We start from the raw sequence: 19,116 nt of genomic DNA, 5'->3' as shown, positions 1-19,116 counted from the left end.
CCCTCGTGAACACCCACGAGCCAAGGGCTGCAGACGGCCCGACCCTGTGGGCGATCTCCGATTTGCACACCGGCCACCTGGGCAATAAGCCGATCACCGAGGCGCTGCATCCGGCCACCGGGGACGACTGGTTGATCGTCGCCGGCGACGTCGCGGAGCGCACCGACGAGATCCGCTGGGCACTGGATCTGCTGCGGAAACGCTTCGACAAGGTGATCTGGGTTCCCGGCAACCACGAGCTGTGGACCACCAACAAGGATCCGATGCAGATATTCGGGCGCTCGCGCTACGACTATCTGGTCGACATGTGTGACCAGATGGGCGTCATCACGCCCGAGCACCCCTTCCCGGTCTGGACCGAGCAGGGTGGCCCCGCCACCATCGTGCCGATGTTCCTGCTCTACGACTACACCTTCCTGCCGGCCGGCGCGACGAGCAAGGCCGAAGGTCTGGCCATCGCGCGGGAGAACAACGTGGTGGCCACCGACGAGTTCCTGCTGTCGCCCGAGCCCTACGGCACCCGTGACGCGTGGTGCCGCGACCGGGTCGCGGTGACCCGCAAACGCCTCGAAAACCTCGACTGGATGACGCCGACCGTGCTGGTCAACCATTTCCCGATGGTGCGCCAGCCCTGCGACGCGCTGTTCTACCCGGAGTTCTCGCTGTGGTGCGGCACCGTGGAAACCGCCGACTGGCACACCCGTTACAACGCGACGTGTTCGGTCTATGGCCACCTGCACATCCCGCGCACCACGTTCTACGACGGCGTGCGCTTCGAAGAGGTCTCGGTGGGCTATCCGCGGGAATGGCGTCGCCGCCGGCCGCATCGGTGGCTGCGCCAGATACTGCCCGATCCGCAGTACCCGCCCGGTTACCTCAACGAGTTCGGCGGCCACTTCGCCATCACCGATGAGATGCGCGAGGCCAGCGCGAAGTTCGCCGAACGGCTACGCCAACGGCAGGCGCGATGAGCAAGCTGCTGGACGGGGTGCTCGAAGGAGCGCCGACAGGTTCGCTGGCCTGGGCCGAGCGCTACGACGATCCGCCCGGGCTGGCTCCACTGCCCGAGGAAGAGCCGCTGGTTGCCCGCTCGGTCGCCAAACGCCGCAACGAATTCGTCACCGCGCGCTACTGTGCCCGGCTGGCGTTGGAAGAGCTCGGGCAACCGCCGGTCGCGATCCTCAAAGGGGAGAAGGGCGAGCCTGCTTGGCCGGACGGCGTTGTCGGCAGCCTGACGCACTGCGCGGGTTTCCGCGGCGCGGTGGTGGGCCGCAGCGTCGACGTGCGGTCGGTGGGTATCGACGCCGAGCCGCATGACGTGTTGCCCGACGGCGTGCTCAACGCGGTCAGCCTTCCCGCCGAGCGTGTCGAGCTTGAGGCGCTGCCGCAGGACCGGCACTGGGACCGAATCCTGTTCTGCGCCAAGGAAGCCACCTACAAGGCGTGGTTTCCGCTGACCAGGCGGTGGCTGGGCTTCGAGGATGCCCACATCACTTTTGACCCCGACGGAACCTTTGCCTCCCGCATCCTGATCGACCCCGCGGCGCTGTCCGGGCCGCCGTTGACCGAGCTGCGCGGGCGCTGGTCGGTGGCGAGCGGTCTGGTGCTGACGGCGATCGTGCTGTGAGCACGCCGCCGCCGGCCGGTCTGGTGATCGTCGACAAGCCCGCCGGAATCACCAGTCACGACGTCGTTTCGCGGTGTCGCAGGATCTTCGGGACCCGCAAGGTCGGCCACGCCGGCACGCTGGACCCGATGGCCACCGGGGTGCTGGTGATCGGCATCGAACGGGCGACCAAGATTCTGGGATTGCTGACCACCTCGCAGAAGTCCTACGCCGCCACCATCCGATTGGGCCAAACCACCTCGACAGAGGACGCCGAGGGCGAGGTGCTGGCGACGACTTCGGCGGCGCACATCACCGATGACCAGATCGCCGCGGCGATCGCCGGACTGTGCGGTGATATCGAGCAGGTCCCCTCCGCGGTCAGCGCCATCAAGGTCGCCGGCAAGCGGTCCTACCAGCTGGCCAGGGAAGGCCGCGCCGTCGAACTGCCCGCCCGGCCGGTGCGCATCGAACGCTTCGAGTTGCTGGCGGTACGGCGCGACGAGCCGTTCGTCGATCTGGACGTCGAGGTGGACTGCTCGGCGGGAACCTACATCCGGGCACTGGCCCGTGACGTGGGCAGCGAGCTGGGAGTGGGCGGGCACCTGAGGGCACTGCGGCGCACCCGCGCCGGCAGCTTCGGGCTGGACCAGGCTCGCACCCTCGACGAACTGGGGGAGAGTGCAGCGCTGAGCTACAGCCTGGATGCCGCCTGCCTGCAAACCTTTCCGCGCCGGGACCTCACCGTCGACGAGGCACTCGACGTCAGTCACGGCCGGCCGCTGGCACCGGCAGGCATCGACGGCATCTACGCGGCAACCGACGCCGAGGGGCGAGTGATCGCACTACTGGAGGACTCGGGACGACGGACCAAGTCGGTGGTCGTCGTCCGGCCGGCAACGCTATAGTTCGCCGATGGTGACCCATGAGCGCGAGATCACCGACCCGGTCGATCTGTGCACCCCATCCGGGTCGCTGAACCCGGCCGCGGTGGGCTGGACCCGAACCCCGTTGCACCGCAGTAATCTTCGCGGGTGGGGCCGCGCCAAGCGGTGGGAGTACTGGTGCGTGACGACGCCCACCCACCTGATCGCGGTGACCGTCGCGAGCCTGGACTATCTCGGCGTGAGCAATGTGTACTTCTTCGACTATTCCGGCCGTGAGGTGAGTCGGAGCTGTCTGCACCCGGCCGGCTGGGGAATCACCCTGCCGCCCAGTCTCGGAGACGGACCGGCCGCCGCCCGCGGCCTGATCACGATCGACCTCACCACCGAGCCCGACGGCACCCGGATCCGGTTCTCCTGCAAGACCTCTGCCGGACCCATGACCGGTGACCTGTTTGTGGCATTGCCGCCCGGACACGAGACGCTGGCGGTGGTGGTGCCGTGGGGCGAGCGGAGATTCCAGTACACCGCCAAGCACACCGCGCGGCCGGCGTCGGGCGTCGTGCGGGTCGGTGACACCCGCTACGACTTCGAGGGCGGATGGGGTGTGCTCGACCACGGGCGCGGCCGCTGGCCGGCCAACACCGTATGGAACTGGGGTGCCGCCTCCGGGCCCACCGACGGCCACACGGTCGGCCTGCAGCTGGGCGGCAAGTGGACGGTGGGCACCGGCAGCACCGAGAATGCGCTCTGCGTCGACGGCCGACTGAGCAAGATCGGTGCCGAACTGGACTGGCATTACCCCGAATACGCCGGGCCGTGGACGATCCGCACGCCCGGCTCCGACCAGGTGGAGCTGACGTTCACCCCGTTCCACCACCGGTCACCGCTGCCCGGCACCCACCAGTGTTTCGGGCACTACGACGGTCGGATCCGCACCGACGACGGGACGAGTGTTGCCGTCGACGGTCTGCTCGGCTGGGCCGAGCAGGTGCACATGCTTTGGTGAGCGGAGCTGGCTCAGACCCCCGAATGCTGCGCAGGCGAGGCAGTCCGCGACCTCCGCGTGGCGTGGGAGGCGTCCCCGTCCGGCGCGGTTATGCTGAGGAAGTTGCATACCCTCGGGAACGTATGTAAACGCTTCTCTGCAAAGTTAGGCCGACGCAGGGAGCTGCGACAGGACCAATCGGGGAGGTGGGTGGATGGCCGCGAGCGGCACTGCACCTCCAGTACGGCGCACCCAGGCAGAGCGCAGTGCAGCGATGCGGACCCGCCTGCTCGACGCCACCATCGAATGCTTGGTGACCTACGGCTACGCCGGCACCACTACGCCGCGCATCGCCGAGTTGGCCGGCGTCACCCGGGGCGCCCAGATCCACCATTTCCGGTCGAAGGAAGACCTCGTCGTCGCCGCGATCGAACATCTCGCCCAGCAGCGCACCCAGGCCGCCATTCGGGAGCTCGGTCAGATTCGGTCGATCCCGGACCCGGTGGCGACGGCCCTCGACTTCCTGTGGGAGGCCCACCAGGGGCCGATGTTCATTGCCACCGTGGAACTTTGGGTCGCCGCCCGCACCGACCGGGTCCTCGCTCAGCACATCGAGAGGGTGGAAGCCGTCGTCAACGGCACCCTGGTCGCTGCGATCGCCCAGCTGATGCCCGGGCATCCCGCGCAAAAGGAGATCCGCAACGTCGTCTACACCGCCATGGACGCGCTGCGCGGAATCCTGGTGGCAAGCTTCGTGGATCAGGACACTGAGCGCGCGCGGCGGCGTTGGGAACGCGTCTGCGGCCACCTGCGCCAGATTGCGGCAGACGCGATCCGTGATTCGCCATCGGACCGCCGAGCCCAGCCCGGGTCAGATGGTGAGCGGAACGCCGGCGAGGATGGACTGCAGCGCCAGAAACGGCAACCCGAGGCCCATCAGCGCGGCCATGGTGATGTCGCCGGCGGGGATGAGCTCGAGTTGGTCCACAAACCCGCCGAAGTCACCGGCGACTAACTGGTTCGTCCCTTCGGCGAGGAAATGCAGGTCGTTGGTGACGAAGTTGGCCGGCGCGCCCAGAACGACGGGCAACAGCTGCTCGATGACGTAGACGGCATTGGTGAGCCGGTCGTCGGCGCCGATGTCGGTGAGGGCGTCTCGCAGCGGGTCGCCGAGGGCGTAAACGGCCTGCTGGATCAGCGGATCGAGCTGATCGTTGATGACATGGCCGACCACGCTGTCGAGGCTATTGAGCGCGCCGGAAACCGGACTGAGTGCGGCCGCGAGCCAGTCGGGAATGACGACACTGTTCACCGCGTCGTGCAGACCGGAACTCACGGCGTGGATAAGCGGATCGGTCTGATCAGCCAAGGAACCGAGAGCAGTCGCCAGGTAAGTGACGGGGTCGGTGATCAGCGACGGCAACGTTGGCAGCCCGAGGTCGGTGAGCGCCGCGTCTGCTCCGCGTAGGGCGCCGTCGACCAGATCTTCGAGGACCGCGAACGGATTGACGTCCGTGGGGAAAAGTCCGGCCACGGTGGGAGCGTTCGCCGGTCCGGCTGACCACCCATGGTCGGGGTCGCCGTAGCCAAGATTGACGATCACCCGCAAGGCCGGCTCGATCAGGTGAATCAGCCACGCCGGGACGCCGAGTTGCTGGAACGGTAGGAGCAGTGGCAGATAACCGGTGGGAATCATCCAATAGTGGGTCATGGTGTCGCCGGCCGTCGGCAGCTCGATAGCCGTCGCAAGTTGCTCGGGCGTGAGAGCCGCGTAGGTGCCGTGCACGGTAGCCATGCCCAGCAGGGCGTTGAGGTCGGCCACGATATTGAGCGGGTACTTCGGGAAGTCCGCCCACCCGTCGTACTCGAGCGTGAAGACGTCCGTCGGATACAGATTGTCCGGGGTCGCGCCGGAGAACGTCAGCAGGGCGGGGATGTCGGCACCGTCGAAGCGTTCCAGCAGGCCGCCGTTGGGATTGTTGCCGTCCCCGAGCAGGACGAAGGCCAACTGATCGATGTCCGGCCGCTCATCGGCGGGCAGGGTGGCCAAGTAGCTCATCTCACGGGTGATGATCGACGCGCTCTGCGAGACGCCCAACACCACCACGCTGTTGCCGGCGGCGATCTGGGTCCGGATCTGTTCGTCGAGGACGTCGGCACCCCACTGCACCGACGTGTCGAAGGACAGGCTTTCCAAGCCGGTGAACGGGTGAAGCTGCTCGGGGGTGGCCAGACCGTAAGAGCTGTCGACGGAGTAATGCGGGCCGACGTTAGCCGGCGCAATGGTGCCGGTGATGAAACGGTCGACAACCGCCTGGATCAATCCCTGCGTCGGCTGCGACCACGGGGATTCGGGTGTTAGGCAACAGGGTCCGGTGCCGCTCATGATCCATGCCTCGCTGTCCAGCAACGTCACTGCCGGGGTTGTCGGCACCCCGAACGGGATTGGTGTGGACGCCGTCAGCCACAGCAGGGCGCTGCCGGCGATGGCGCAGGGCAGACCAGAAAGGCGCCTCGGCGATGTCATTACCCGACCTCCTCAGGAGATGGCGGCAGTGCGGTTTCCCGGTTACGGCACAAAGGCGGAAAGGATTTCGAGGCCACCGTCAACAGCTCCCTGCAGCGCCACGAGGTCGGCCGCCACGGCATTGAGAATGTCGTCGGCGAACACCAGCGCCGCGAAAAGGCCGATGGTGATGTCCTCGCCGGGTATGGCACCAAGGGTGCTGATGAAACCGGCGACGTCGCCCCCGGCCAGCGTGTCGACCGCAGAGAGGACGGCGTTGATGTTGACCGACGGCAGGGTGGTCACGGCCTCTAGGGCCATCTGCACCGGCGGCAGGAACGCCGCGGCGTTAACTCCCAGCGCCAAGGTCAGATTTGCGAACGTATTGGCACCCAGCGCCTGGATTACCGAAATGATGTTGCCGACGGTGTCACCCGGAATGATCGTGGGTACCGGAACCGGAGGGGCGGTGATACCGGTGACCCCGGTGAGGATGTCCAGCGGCGAACCCGTCGGAGCCGCGGCGAAGTTCGGTACCAACGCTTCGAAGGTCACGCTGTTGAACGCGTCATTCCAACCCTGCTGCGCGCCCTTGACCAAGTCGGTCAACAGATCGATGAGGTCGACGTTGGGCAGGAAGCCGGCCGGCGTGGGCACGTTCGCCGGCCCCGTCGAATAGCCGAAGTCGGGATCCCCGTAACCGAGGTTGACCAGCACCCTCAGATCCGGCTGGATCAGGTCGGCCAGGGGGTTTCCGATAATCGGCAGGGCACGCAGCGGCTCCAGCAGGGGAAGGTTCTCCGTGGGGACCATGTAATAGGTGGTCGCGGTGCCGTAGGCCGGGTCGGTCGGCAGCTCGATCGCCGACGCGATCTGTTCCGGTGTCAGATTGCCGGCGGTCGGGTGCACAAACAGAAAGCCGGCGATCGCATTGAGGTCGGCCAGGATATTGATCGGGTACTGCGGATAGTCTGAGGCGCCGTCGTATTCAAGCGTGTAGACAGCCGTCGGGTAAATCGTGTCCGGTGGCGTCGCACCGTTGAATGTCACGCCCAGCGCCGGGAAGGCAAGATCGGGATAGCGGGCGAAGAGCCCGCCGTTCGGATTGTTCGGGTCGACGAGTAGCACGAATCCCAGCTCGTCGGCGCTGGGTTGTTGGTCGGCGGGCAGGGCGGCCAGCAGGCGCATCACTTCGCCGGCGACGACGCTGCTTTGCGAGTCGGTGAGGACGACGACATGGTTCCCCTCAGCGATCTGACGCAGAATGGCATTGTTCAGCGTGTTGGCGCCCGCGGCTACCGACTGGTTCAGCGTGAGGCTGCTGACTCCGGTCAACGGATAAAGTTGTTCGGGGGTATAGACACCCTGCGCATGGGCGCTGGTGAAACCGGGGAAATTCGGTGTGACGAATTTGTCGGTGCCGCCAATGATGAAGCCGGGCGGCGGGTTGGGTACCGAAAGCCCGGTGCCGCCCAGGACCAACGTGACGTCGTCGCCGTACGCGAACGGCGCGCTGATCGTTGCGGTCAGCGCCAAGACACCGATACCCGCGGCGGCGGCAAGCCGGAGACCTGGCCGGATCGGCCCATTCGGGTGCGGCGCGAAGGTCATGAGAAGAGTCCCGCGAGTGCGTCCACGGTGAATGTGGCCGTATTCAAGACGTTTAAGCCAAGAAGGCCCAGCCCCATCGAGATCAGCGCCGCGTCGGCTGCGAGCGGGTTACCGATCGCGTCGACAAGGTTGCCGGCCTCGATGCCGGCCATGAACAGTTGGGCGTTGTACAGCGGCACACTGGTCAGCAATGTCAGGAGCAGATCCGCGGTGGGAAGCAGCGCCGCGTAGTTGGTCGCGACTACCGAGGTGACGGTATTGACGATGTGGGTGAGTTCCGATACGAAATCGCCGGGGCCAGAGGGTATCGACGGCAGAGTCGCCGCGACCAGCGCCGCCGGGTCCGGCATGGACAGCGACCCGAGATCGTTCACGAACTGTTGGAATCCTTGCTGCGCCCCACGCGCCAGGTCGTCGAGGACCGTGCCGACGTCAATGTTGGGGAACAATCCGATCGGGGTGGGAACGTCGGCGTAGGTGGTCGCCGCAAAGGGATCGTCATAGCCCAAGTCGACGAGGACTTTCAAGGCCGGCTGGAGCAGATCGGCCAACGGATCGCCGACGACGGGGATCGACCGCAGCGGTTCCAGCAGTGGCAGATTCTCGGTCGGGATCATGTAGTAGGTGGTGGCACCGTCGTACCCCGGTGACGTCGCCAATTCCCTGGCGTCAGAGATCTGTTCGGCCGTGAGGGCCGGGTACATGCCATGCCCGTACAAGACGCCCAAGAGTGCGTTGAGGTCCGACAGCAGATTGAGCGGATACTTCGGGAAGTCGGCATAGCCGTCGTACTGGATCGTGTAGATATCGGTCGGGTAGGGGGTATCGGACGGTGTCGCGCCGGTCAGGGTCGCACCCAGGCTCGGCGCGGTGAACCCGACGAGGCGCTCGAAGAACCCGCCATTGGGATTGCTGGGATCGCCGATCAGCACGAAGTGGAGGTCGTCGGGGCTTGGTTGCTCCCCGGGCGGCAGTCCGGCCAGCTTCTGCATTTCCAAGCTGGCGATCACGGCGCTCTGCGAATAGCCCAGGACGGCGACGCGGTTTCCAGTGCCGACTTCCTGCATGATCGCGTCATGGAGGATCTGGACCCCCTGGTCCAGTGACTGGTCGAGAGTCAAGCTCTTGGTGCCGGTCAGTGGGTAGAGGTTCTCGGGCGTGAACAGGCCTTGTGCTTGGTCCGCGGTGAAGTCCGGGAAATTCGGGGTGATGTATTTGGTGGTGACATCAACGATGTAGTCGGGGCTGGGGTTTGGGACCTGGATTCCGGTGCCGCCCATCACCAATGCCGTGTCGCCGGCGAGCAACAGTGTTTGCACCGTCCACGGCGTTGTCCCGATAGCAGGCGCTGACGCGACCGTGGAGGCCGCCGCCAGCAGAGTGGAGCCCGCGATCGCCCAGGGCGCGGCGCGCGACGAACCGATTCTGCGAGCTGTCATGGCGACCTCCGCGGAGCCAAAGTAACCACGTTCAGCTTCGAACGATGAGCAGAAGCTCAGGGTGTCCTCAGCTGCCCTTCACGCCCATACGGTCCACCATCTGGCAGAATTAGTCAAGATACAATCTGGCTTGTATGTTTCTATGTGTAGGGGCTGGAGTCGGCCCTGATGCGCAATACGGGAGGAGCCTGATGGCGAACAAGGTGTATGTGATCGGCGTTGGCATGACGAAGTTCGAGAAGCCGGGCCGTCGACTCAACGACGACGGGTCGGCATGGGACTACCCGGACATGGCCCGGGAATCCGGCACCAAGGCGCTGGCCGACGCCGGGATCGACTACCGCGAGGTGGAACAGGGCTACGTCGGTTACGTCTACGGCGAGTCCACCTCCGGTCAGCGGGCCCTGTACGAGCTGGGGCTGACCGGGATCCCGGTCGTAAACGTCAACAACAACTGTTCGACCGGGTCGACAGCGCTCTACCTCGCCGCCCAAGCGATCCGGGGCGGGCTGGCCGACTGCACCATCGCGCTGGGCTTCGAGAAGATGAAGCCCGGTTCGCTGGAGTCCACCTACGACGACCGTGCCCAGCCGATGGAAAAGCATGTGCTCGCGATGGCCGAGATCTCCGAAGTGCTGTTCCCGGTTGCGCCGTGGATGTTCGGCGCCGCGGGCCGCGAACACATCAAGCAACACGGCTCGACCGCCGAGCATTTCGCCAAGATCGGCTACAAGAACCACAAACATTCGGTCAACAACCCCTACGCCCAGTTCCAGGACGAATACAGCCTCGACGACATCCTGGGCTCGCGAATGATCTACGACCCGCTGACCAAGCTCCAGTGCTCGCCGACCTCGGACGGATCGGGTGCGGCGATTCTGGCCAGCGAGGCGTTTGTCGACAAGCACGGCCTGGCCGGGCGAGCGGTCGAAATCGTCGGGCAGGCGATGACCACCGACTTCGCCTCCACCTTCGACGGCAGCGCCAAGAACCTGATCGGCTACGACATGAATGTGCAAGCCGCGCAACGTGTCTACCAGCAGTCCGGCCTGGGTCCGGAAGACTTCCAGGTGATCGAGCTGCATGACTGCTTCTCGGCGAACGAGCTGCTGCTCTATGAAGCGCTGGGGCTCTGCGCCGAGGGCGACGCGCCCAAGCTGATCGACGCCGGCGACACCACCTACGGCGGGCGCTGGGTGGTCAACCCCTCTGGCGGCTTGATCTCCAAGGGACATCCGCTGGGCGCCACCGGGTTGGCGCAGTGCTCCGAACTGACCTGGCAGCTCCGCGGCGACGCCGACCAACGCCAGGTGCCGGGCGTCACCGCCGCCCTGCAACACAACATCGGCCTCGGCGGAGCCGCCGTGGTCACCGCCTACCAGCGCGCCGAGCGCTAAACCATCGATAGCCGAGGAGAACACCCCATGGGACACATCGAAGCCACCAAAAGCCTGGCCGTCAGCCCGAACGCGCTGTGGGACACCATCAGCGACCTGTCCAGCTGGGACCAGTGGTTCACCATCCACGAAAAGTGGCTCACCGAGCCACCCGCCGCGTTGGCACCGGGCTCGACGTTGACGGCCAAGATCGTCATGCTCGGGATGGCGAACAAGATCGAATGGACAGTCGAGAATGTCGTTGATGAGGACGGGTCCCCACGCAGCCTCACCATGTCGGGCACCGGTATGGCGGGCGTGAGGTGCCGCTTCGACTTCACGGTCACCCCGGAGGGTGACGGCTCCCAATTCAGCGTGGCCGGCGACTTCGAGGGCGCGCTGATCAAGGGCGCGTTGGGCAAGGCGGTCGAGAAGGACGGAGCCAAACAACTCGACAAGACCCTCGCCCAGCTCGAGGCGCTGGCCTCGACGGCGGCCTGACGTGGCTGACGATCTGGAGTTCGACGACTCCGGGTTGGACAAGTGGTGCGATGAGGAGCACTTCGAGGTCACCCGGCAGCGGCTGATCGACTATGCCCAGGCCACCAACGACCCGATCCCGGCGCACCTGACCGGACAGGTCGCCGCACCGGTATTCGCGATCGTGCCCGTCTTCGAAGCCATGCTCACCCCGGCGGTCGAGGTCGCTCCGGTGGAGTTGATCCCACGAGTCGTCCACGGCGAGCAGGACTTCCGGTTCCATCGGCCGATCCGACCGGGAGACAAGCTGGTCTCCCGCGGCAAGATGATCGGCTATGAGGGCTTGGAGAAGGGCACTCGCGCGGCGATCTACCTGGAATGCCGCGCGCAAGACGGTGAACTGGTCAACGAGCAGTACGTGACGTGCTTCTTCCGGGGCCACAACGCCGGCAAGAAGATCGGTGAGCTCAGTCCGGAGCACAAGTTCGACCCGACATTGCAGGACGGGGCGCCCATCGCCAAGGTCGTCCAGCACGTCGATGCCGACCAGACGTTCCGCTACGCACCGGCTTCCGGTGACCCGATGCCGATCCACCTCGACGAGGAGGTTGCGAAGTCGGCCGGACTGCCGGGCATCATCGCGCACGGCCTATGCACCATGGCGTTCACGTCCTGGGCGGTGCTCACCGAGGTCGGTGGGTCGGATGTATCTCGGCTCAAGCGATTTGCGGTGCGGTTCTCCAAGATGGTGCTGCCCGGCGATGACCTGGAGACCCGGATCTGGAAAACCGGATCGGCGGACAACACGACCAGTTACGCATTCGAGACGGCGCGCGTCGGCACCGACGAATTGGCCATTACCGACGGCTTGGCCGTCATCGCAGACTAGAACACAGCAAGGAGTCATACATGGGTGTATTGGAAGGCCGGGTCGCCGTCATCACCGGAGCCGGCCGAGGAATCGGCCGGGAACACGCGTTGCTGTTCGCCCGCGAGGGCGCCAGCGTCGTGGTGAACGACCTGGGCGGCAGCAATGCCGGCGAGGGCTCCGACACCACCACCGCGCAGCAGGTCGTTGACGAGATCGTGGCGGCCGGCGGACGAGCGGTCGCCAACACCGACAGTGTCGCAGATTGGAATGCCGCGAAAGGCATTGTCCAGCAGGCCATCGACGAGTTCGGCCGGTTGGACGTGCTGGTCAACAACGCCGGCATTCTGCGTGATGCCTTCATCCCCGGTATGGAGGAATCACAATGGGATGCGGTGATCGCCGTGCACCTCAAGGGGCATTTCGCGATGCTGCACCACGCCGCGGTGTATTGGAAGGCGCAGTCCAAGGCCGGTGACCAGCCCAACGCCGCGGTGATCAACACCGCCTCGGGGTCCGGGGTCACGCTGCCCAACCCCGGGCAGGCGAACTACGGTGCGGCCAAGGCGGGGATCGCCGCACTGACCCTGATCGCGGCGGAGGAACTGGACCGCTACGGAGTGCGCGTCAACGCCATCGCTCCGATCGCACGTACCCGCCTCACCCTGGCCACGCCCGGCATGGGTGCGCTGATGGCCGAGCCCGAGGAAGGGGAGCTGGACCTGTTCAGCCCAGCCAACATCTCCCCGCTGGTGGCCTATCTGGCCACCGAGAAGTGCCCGGTCACCGGCACCGTGTACGCGGTACAGGGTGGCGCCATCTCGCGGCTGTCCGGTTGGCACGACACCGACACCATCGAGACCGACGGCATCTGGCAGCTCGACGACATCGCGGCACGGCTGCCGCACTGACCCCGGGGAGAACAGCCATGTTCGAGTGGTCCGAAACCGACCTCATCATGCGCGACACAGTTCGCGGCTTCATCGACAAAGAGATCCGCCCGCACCTGGACGCACTGGAAACCGGAGAGATACCGCCCTATCCGATCGCACGCAAGCTGTTCAGCGAGTTCGGCCTGGACGTGCTGGCCGGCGAAGCGGTCAAGAACATGCTGGACAAACAACGCGCCAAGGCCGAGTCCGATGCGCCGGCGGCCGACCGCGAATCCTCGGGCGGAATGGGCGATCTCGGCGGGCAACTGTCGATGGCCGCGATCATGGTCTCCGAACTGTCCGGAGTCAGCATCGGGCTGCTGAGCACCGTCGGTGTCTCGTTGGGACTGGGCGCGGCCACCATCCTCAGCCGTGGCACGCTGGCGCAGAAGGAGCGCTGGCTGCCGGAATTGATGACGTTGGAGAAGATTGCCTGCTGGGCCATCACCGAACCCGACGCCGGCTCGGACGCGTTCGGCGGGATGAAGACCTACGTCAAACGCGACGGTGACGATTACATCCTCAACGGGCAGAAGACCTTCATCACCAACGGCCCCTACGCCGATGTGCTGATCGTCTACGCCAAGCTGGACGAGGGTGATCCGAGCATCGACAAGCGCAACCGGCCGGTGCTGACCTTTGTTCTGGACGCCGGGATGCCGGGACTGACTCAGGGCAAGCCGTTCAAGAAGATGGGCATGATGTCCTCACCGACCGGTGAGTTGTTCTTCGACAACGTGCGGCTCACCCCGGACCGGTTGCTCGGCGAGACCGAACAGCACACCGGTGGTGACGGGCGAGAAAGCGCCCGAGCCAATTTCGTCGCCGAACGCGCGGGCGTGGCCCTGATGTCGCTGGGCATCATCAACGAATGCCACCGGCTGTGCCTCGACTACGCCAAGACCCGCACGCTGTGGGGCCAGAACATCGGCCAGTTCCAGCTGATCCAACTCAAGCTGGCCAAGATGGAGGTTGCCCGGATCAACGTGCAGAACATGGTGTTTCAGACGCTGGAGAAAGTGCAGGCCGGCAAGATTCCGTCGCTGGCCGAGGCGTCGGCGATGAAACTGTATTCCTCGGAGGCTGCCACCGAGGTCGCGATGGACGCTGTGCAGCTGTTCGGCGGCAACGGCTACATGGCCGAATACCGGGTCGAGCAGTTGGCCCGCGACGCCAAGTCGCTGATGATCTACGCCGGCAGCAACGAGGTTCAGGTCACCCACATCGCCAAGGGGCTGCTGGGCGGCTGATCGGTGACCGTCACCCAAGCCCGGGTGTCCTGTCGCTGAGCCACGACGATGACGCGCAGTCTGTCTGAAACGATCAAATAGGTGTCCGTTCCGCGCATTCCGGTCCGGGCTCAACAGTCCTAACGTCGGGATATGCCCAGCGACCTGCTGCACCCCCCGGCCAGAGCGATCGCGGCGGCGGCCCGCACCGCGATCGGCGATCTGGGGCGCCCCTTCGCCGTCGGTGCCTATCGCGATCTCCGTCGTCCGCGCGCCCGGCTCGCGCCAGCCGCCGTACCGCGCACCACCTTCGATCCCACACTGCCGGAGAGCATCGCGAACCCGCATCCGGACTTCGAACGGATCCGGGAGCACCCGGTGGTGGTCAACGAACGACTCGGCGTGTGGATGCTCGGGCGCTATGCCGACGTCCACGCCGCTGCCCGCGACAACGAGATCTTCTCGTCGTCACACGGGATCATGCTGCGCTCGACGCCGGGTCCCTCGATCATCACCACTGATCCGCCGAACCACGAGCGGCTGCGGCGGGTCACCCAGCCCATGTTCAGCAAGAAGTCGATCGCGTCTTTCACCGACGACATCAGGGAATTGGCCGCCGACGGAGTCAAACAGCTTCAACGTGGCGAAGTCGTCGACATGGTGCCGGCGTTGACCATCCCGTTGCCGGTCAACGTGATCGCCCGAGTTCTCGGGGTACCCCGCGATCAATGGGAACAGTTTCGGGCCGTCTCCGATCGGTGGGCGCAGATATTCAGCCCCAGAACGATTTTCGAGGTTCTTCGTCTCACATCGACGAGTTTCTCGGCCTACATCCAATACCGCAGCTTCGTCGCGGCCGAACTCAAACGCCGCGCCGGAAGTGCGGGCGCCGAAGTGCTGGACAGGCTGCGGCTGGCCGTCGATACCGGAGAAATCTCTGACCAAGAGGCGTTCTACTACGCCTTGATCGTGCTGGTTGCCGGCAATGAGACCACCACCAACCTGCTGGGCATGCTGTTGATCCGGCTCGCGCAAGACCCGGAACTCTTCGCCGCGTTGCGTGCGGACCGCAGCCTGCTGGGCGCGGCGGTCGAGGAAACCGCCCGCTGGGGCTCGCCGGTGCAATGGGTGACCAGGATCGCCACCGCGGACTGCGAGATCGGCGGAGCGGTTGTGCCGCGCGACGCCCGGGTGGTCTTGTTCTACGCATCGGCCAACCGCGACCCGCTTAAGTTCCCCGACCCGAACCGATTCGACGTCCACCGAGCGACGGCGGCCCACCTCGGCTTCGGGCATGGCATCCACTTCTGTCTCGGAGCGCACCTGGCACGACTCGAGGTCGTTACCGCCATCGACTACCTACTCGACGAGGTCGACGGTCTGGAGTTGGCCGGACCGGTGCGGTGGGGGACAACGCCGTCGCTGCAGGGGCCGGCGTCGGTGCCGCTGCGGGTCAGGAAGACCGCATGAGAGCCTCCGTGCGGCAACGAATTGCCGGCACCACGGTCCTGATCACCGTTTCGACGGTCGCAGCTGGCAGCTTTCCACCACGACCGGGCAGACGGCTACGCACGACTTCCTCATTTCGGCCGCCGGGGTGCTGCGGGAACCGCGGATGCCCGACATCGAAGGGCTGTCGGACTTTTGCGGACCGGTCATGCACTCGGCGAGGTGGGACCACAGCGCGGAGCTGGCCGGCAAGCGCGTCGCGGTCATCGGCACCGGGTCAACCGGTGTGCAGCTGGTGTGCGGTCTGGCCGACTCGGTCGGCGTTCTGGAGCTGTATCAGCGCAGTGCGCAATGGATTCTGCCGCTGCCCAATCCGAGCTACCGGCGCTGGACCGGCGCGTTGCACCGCCGGTTCCCCATGCTGGACGCCCTGGCCTACCGTGGCTTTGACCACGCATTCGAGTTCTTCGCTCGCGCGCTGGTGCGCCCGGGGTGGCGGCGCACGTTCTTATCTCGCGCCTGCCGGATCAATCTGCGCACGGTGCGTGAGCCCGACCTGCGTCGCAGGCTCACTCCGGACTACCAGCCGATGTGCCGGCGGCTGGTGATCTCTGCGGGCTTCTATTCGGCCGTGCAACGCCGCAACGTGCACCTGATCGACACCGGGATCGACCGCATCGAGCGACGCGGCATCGTCACCCGCGATGGCATATTGCATGAACTCGACGCCATCGTGCTGGCCACCGGGTTCGATGCCCATGCGTTCATGCGGCCGATGGCGGTGGCGGGTCCCGGTGGGCTCACCGTCGAGCAGTTGTGGGCAGCCGGCCCCAAGGCCCACCTGGGCGTGGCACTGCCCGGCTTTCCGAACTTCTTCATGCTGATCGGGCCGCATAGTCCGGTCGGCAACTACTCGTTGACTGCGATCGCCGAGGCGCAGGCCGGGTACATTCTGGGCTGGATCCAGCGTTGGTGCGATGGTGAATTCGACACCGTCGCACCCACATTGCATGCCACCGACGAGTTCAACGCGAGCATGCATGACGCCATGCCGGGCACCGTGTGGGCGACCGGTTGCACGAGTTGGTATCTGGGTGCCGATGGCCTGCCCGAGTTGTGGCCATGGACACCCAATACGTATCGACGCCGGCTCGCCGCGACTCCCGACGCCGAACACTACGAGCTGGGGGAGTACGTAGTCGCGGCGCCACCGTCGAGAACGACCGCCGGCGGGCCCAGGTCATGAGGAAGCTCACTCAGGTGTACAGCGATTCGAAGTGCTTGATGGACCGCTCGATGTCGCCCTTGACCGCGCGGGCGGCGGTGGCCCCGATCGGGCCGAACAGCGGCCGGCCACCCAGGTCCATCCGCAGAGTGAATTTCGAGCCGGAGACGGCTGGGGCGATGGCCAGGGTCAGCGCGTACTTGGTACCGCCCACGCCGTCGCCGGTCAGTTCCAGCAGGGCGGGCGGGTCGACCCTGCGGACCGTCCAGGTGACGCGGTTGCGCATGCCCTTGGCTCCGGCCACTCCGATCAAGGTGGTTCCTGCCTCGAGTTCGGCCGGTATCTCACAGCGCCAGCCCTGGTGCAGGGACAGCCAGTCACCCAATTCGGCCAGATTCGACGCATGAGACCAGGCTTCGTCGGGAGGCAGTGACAGCTCGCGGGACAACTCAAGTTTTGCCATCGGCAAATCGTAGAGCGGTAGGTGCGCGCCGATCCAAATTTGATATATTCGGACACGTGTCGATCGGCGGTGCCGCGCAGGCGGATTGGGACATTCCCCGGCCGGTGGCGACCTGTCGGCATCTTCTTCAGGCCGCCCGCCTGCATGGCATCGATGCGGCGGGGTGTCTTGCGGGTACCGGTGTCACGCCGGCCGACATCGCGGACAGTGCGATCGAGGTTCAAGCCGGCCAGGAACTCGCGATTCTGCGTAACATCCTTGGCCGGGTAACAGATCCACACGAGTTCGCCCGTGACGTCGGTCTGCAGTACAACTTCGCGAACACCGGTGTGCTCGGCTATGCGCTGCTGGCCAGCCCGACCCTGGGCGACGCGGTCAACACGGCCTGCCGGTACGCGACGTTGTCGTCGACGTTTCTGCGGCTGACCCGCCACGACACCCCTGAGGGCGCCGTGCTCGAGTTCGACGACAGTGCCGTGCCCGCCGACGTCCGGACCTTCATGTTGGAACGGGATCTGTTCGCGCTGACCAACATGGTGCCGCTGCTGATCGGCCAGCTGAACTCGGACGCGCCGATCAAGGTCGAGCTGCCGGGCATCGACTTTCCCGTCGAACGTCTCGAGTTTCCCTGGGTGACAATCGAAGTCGACGTCGCCGCGAAGCGCAGTGCGATCACCATCCCCGTCGAAGTGCTGGCGCTACCGATGCCGGCGGCGGACCCCGCTGCCGCCGAGGCGTGCGCCCTGCAGTGCGAAGAGCTCTTGCAGACCCGTCGTCGGCGGCGGGGAATCGCCGCACAGGTGCGCTCCCGGCTGGTCCGGGACCCCGGCGTGCTGCCGTCGATGGCGGTGATCGCCGACGAACTGTGCATCACCGAGCGCACCCTGCATCGCCGCCTTGCAGGCGAACACACCAGCTACCGCGCGTTGGTCGACGAGGTGCGGGTGACCCTGGCGGCAGCCATGCTCGAATCGGGCCTCACCGTCGAGGAAACGGCCCGTCAACTGGGATATTCGGAAACGGCCGCCTTCAGTCGTGCCTTTATCCGGTGGGTCGGCACACCGCCCAGCAAACACCGGGGACGAAGGCCCTGACGGCCGGCTGTCCGAAAACATCAAATCCTTGTCCGGCTCGCACATTCCGCCCGCCCGGAAGTCGGACCTAGCGTCGTTGGCATGACGAACGTGATGACGTACCCCGCCGTCCGACGACTGAACTTCGGGTTCGGTGAACAGCCCGCCGGCGACCGGTATTTCGCCGACGACAGCATTGTGTTCAGCCATCTGGTGGCCATCTTGTCAGCGATCTTCCCGCCCGGCGAGGACATCTTCGTGCGCTCGGTGCGCCGCTATGCCGACCAGCTCACCGACCCCGAATTGACGAAGCGCGTGGCCGGCTTCGTCGGGCAGGAGAAGACGCACGGCCGCCAGCACCGTGAGCTCAATGAACAACTCGCGGCCATGGGATACCCGACCGCGTGGTTCGAGTACCTGCTGGGCAGCACCGAGCGGATGGAGAAGTTCCTCGACAAGCAGTTCCCCAACCCGGACCGGCTGCCTCGCCTTCGCCACTTCTTCCTCGGATTCACCGTGGCCGCAGAGCATTTCACCGCGGTGTGGGCGGAGAACATCCTGAAACGCCCGGCGGTCCAGGCGATGATGTATGACGCCGAGATCCGCAATCTGCTGAACTGGCACGCGCTGGAAGAGTTGGAGCACAAGTCGGTTGCGTTCGACGTGTACCGGGCGGTGGGCGTTCCGGAGTCGACACGCATCCGGTGGATGCGCTTCGCGCAGAACTGTGGCATTCCGATCCTGGTGTTGTTCTCCTGGCTGTCGATCGCCACCACCGACGTCGAGGGCCGCCGTCAACCGTTCCGGATCCTCAAGGAAACGGTGCAGATGCTGCGCAACCCGATGTGGAAGGGCTTCTACTTCGACATGCGGCCCTTCAAGAAGCGTGACTTTCACCCCGACCAGATCGACACCACCGAACTGGTCGCGTACTGGCAGCAGGAACTCTTCGGGGCCGAAGGCCAACTCGCCGACCACGTGAAGTAA

The 19,116-nt window shown here is 65.7% G+C and carries 16 protein-coding genes and 2 pseudogenes; 14 read left to right on the top strand and 4 right to left on the bottom strand.

Annotated elements, in window-relative coordinates:
* Positions 1-5 precede the first annotated feature (5 nt).
* The 5 genes and pseudogenes from pptH to K3U94_RS14515 all read left to right on the top strand — a co-directional run.
* The gene (gene pptH / locus K3U94_RS14535) at positions 6-971 is read left to right on the top strand and encodes an ACP phosphodiesterase PptH (RefSeq protein WP_220694159.1); all 966 of its coding nucleotides are present in this window, start codon (positions 6-8) and stop codon (positions 969-971) included.
* The gene (pptT, locus tag K3U94_RS14530) at positions 968-1,627 is read left to right on the top strand and encodes a 4'-phosphopantetheinyl transferase PptT (protein ID WP_047318545.1); all 660 of its coding nucleotides are present in this window, start codon (positions 968-970) and stop codon (positions 1,625-1,627) included. The genes pptH and pptT overlap by 4 nt, the downstream gene beginning before the upstream one ends.
* Entirely contained in the window at positions 1,624-2,514 is an 891-nt protein-coding gene (truB, locus tag K3U94_RS14525; protein WP_220694158.1) for a tRNA pseudouridine(55) synthase TruB, read from the top strand. Before pptT ends, truB begins: the two co-directional genes overlap by 4 nt.
* A gap of 7 nt (positions 2,515-2,521) precedes the next feature.
* Entirely contained in the window at positions 2,522-3,499 is a 978-nt protein-coding gene (locus K3U94_RS14520) for a DUF2804 domain-containing protein (RefSeq protein WP_220694157.1), read from the top strand.
* Between the two features lie 193 nt (positions 3,500-3,692).
* A pseudogene (locus tag K3U94_RS14515) lies at positions 3,693-4,310 on the top strand (TetR/AcrR family transcriptional regulator); the annotation flags it as partial.
* Between the two features lie 39 nt (positions 4,311-4,349).
* On the opposite strand, the gene K3U94_RS14510 reads toward K3U94_RS14515, so the two are convergent.
* From K3U94_RS14510 to K3U94_RS14500, 3 genes are all read right to left on the bottom strand, one after another.
* Positions 4,350-6,005, bottom strand: coding sequence for a PE-PPE domain-containing protein (locus K3U94_RS14510; protein ID WP_220694156.1), 1,656 nt, complete (start codon positions 6,003-6,005; stop codon positions 4,350-4,352).
* Between the two features lie 42 nt (positions 6,006-6,047).
* Complete coding sequence (locus K3U94_RS14505) at positions 6,048-7,520, bottom strand: PE-PPE domain-containing protein (RefSeq protein ID WP_230987129.1); 1,473 nt, start codon at positions 7,518-7,520, stop codon at positions 6,048-6,050.
* Positions 7,521-7,591: 71 nt separating this feature from the next.
* The gene (locus tag K3U94_RS14500; protein ID WP_220694154.1) at positions 7,592-9,034 is read right to left on the bottom strand and encodes a PE-PPE domain-containing protein; all 1,443 of its coding nucleotides are present in this window, start codon (positions 9,032-9,034) and stop codon (positions 7,592-7,594) included.
* Positions 9,035-9,225: 191 nt separating this feature from the next.
* Here K3U94_RS14500 and K3U94_RS14495 point away from each other — a divergent pair, with 191 nt between their 5' ends.
* The 7 genes and pseudogenes from K3U94_RS14495 to K3U94_RS14465 form a co-directional block, all read left to right on the top strand.
* Entirely contained in the window at positions 9,226-10,431 is a 1,206-nt protein-coding gene (locus K3U94_RS14495) for a lipid-transfer protein (RefSeq protein ID WP_220694153.1), read from the top strand.
* A gap of 27 nt (positions 10,432-10,458) precedes the next feature.
* A complete protein-coding gene (locus K3U94_RS14490) occupies positions 10,459-10,911 on the top strand; it encodes a type II toxin-antitoxin system Rv0910 family toxin (protein WP_220694152.1) in 453 nt (150 codons plus the stop codon).
* Between the two features lies 1 nt (position 10,912).
* On the top strand, positions 10,913-11,779 hold the full coding sequence (locus tag K3U94_RS14485) for a MaoC/PaaZ C-terminal domain-containing protein (RefSeq protein WP_220694151.1): 867 nt from the start codon (positions 10,913-10,915) through the stop codon (positions 11,777-11,779).
* 20 nt (positions 11,780-11,799) lie between these two features.
* Complete coding sequence (locus K3U94_RS14480) at positions 11,800-12,669, top strand: SDR family oxidoreductase (RefSeq protein WP_220694150.1); 870 nt, start codon at positions 11,800-11,802, stop codon at positions 12,667-12,669.
* A 17-nt stretch (positions 12,670-12,686) separates the two neighbouring features.
* Complete coding sequence (locus tag K3U94_RS14475; RefSeq protein ID WP_220694149.1) at positions 12,687-13,940, top strand: acyl-CoA dehydrogenase family protein; 1,254 nt, start codon at positions 12,687-12,689, stop codon at positions 13,938-13,940.
* Positions 13,941-14,072: 132 nt separating this feature from the next.
* Positions 14,073-15,389 (top strand): cytochrome P450, encoded by a 1,317-nt coding sequence (locus K3U94_RS14470; protein ID WP_220694148.1) that lies wholly within the window; start codon positions 14,073-14,075, stop codon positions 15,387-15,389.
* Between the two features lie 76 nt (positions 15,390-15,465).
* A pseudogene (locus K3U94_RS14465) lies at positions 15,466-16,614 on the top strand (flavin-containing monooxygenase); the annotation flags it as partial.
* A 10-nt stretch (positions 16,615-16,624) separates the two neighbouring features.
* Here the strand turns inward: K3U94_RS14465 and K3U94_RS14460 are convergent.
* A complete protein-coding gene (locus tag K3U94_RS14460; protein WP_220694147.1) occupies positions 16,625-17,056 on the bottom strand; it encodes a type II toxin-antitoxin system Rv0910 family toxin in 432 nt (143 codons plus the stop codon).
* A 56-nt stretch (positions 17,057-17,112) separates the two neighbouring features.
* Between K3U94_RS14460 and K3U94_RS14455 the strand changes: the two genes are divergently transcribed.
* Positions 17,113-18,150, top strand: a complete 1,038-nt coding sequence (locus K3U94_RS14455; RefSeq protein WP_220694146.1) for an AraC family transcriptional regulator — start codon at positions 17,113-17,115, stop codon at positions 18,148-18,150.
* 81 nt (positions 18,151-18,231) lie between these two features.
* Positions 18,232-19,116 (top strand): metal-dependent hydrolase, encoded by an 885-nt coding sequence (locus tag K3U94_RS14450; RefSeq protein WP_230987127.1) that lies wholly within the window; start codon positions 18,232-18,234, stop codon positions 19,114-19,116.

Source organism: Mycolicibacter heraklionensis, assembly GCF_019645815.1.
Lineage (GTDB): Bacteria > Actinomycetota > Actinomycetes > Mycobacteriales > Mycobacteriaceae > Mycobacterium > Mycobacterium heraklionense.
Note: the sequence above shows the minus strand (reverse complement) of the source record. Positions and strands in the feature narration are given on the sequence as shown.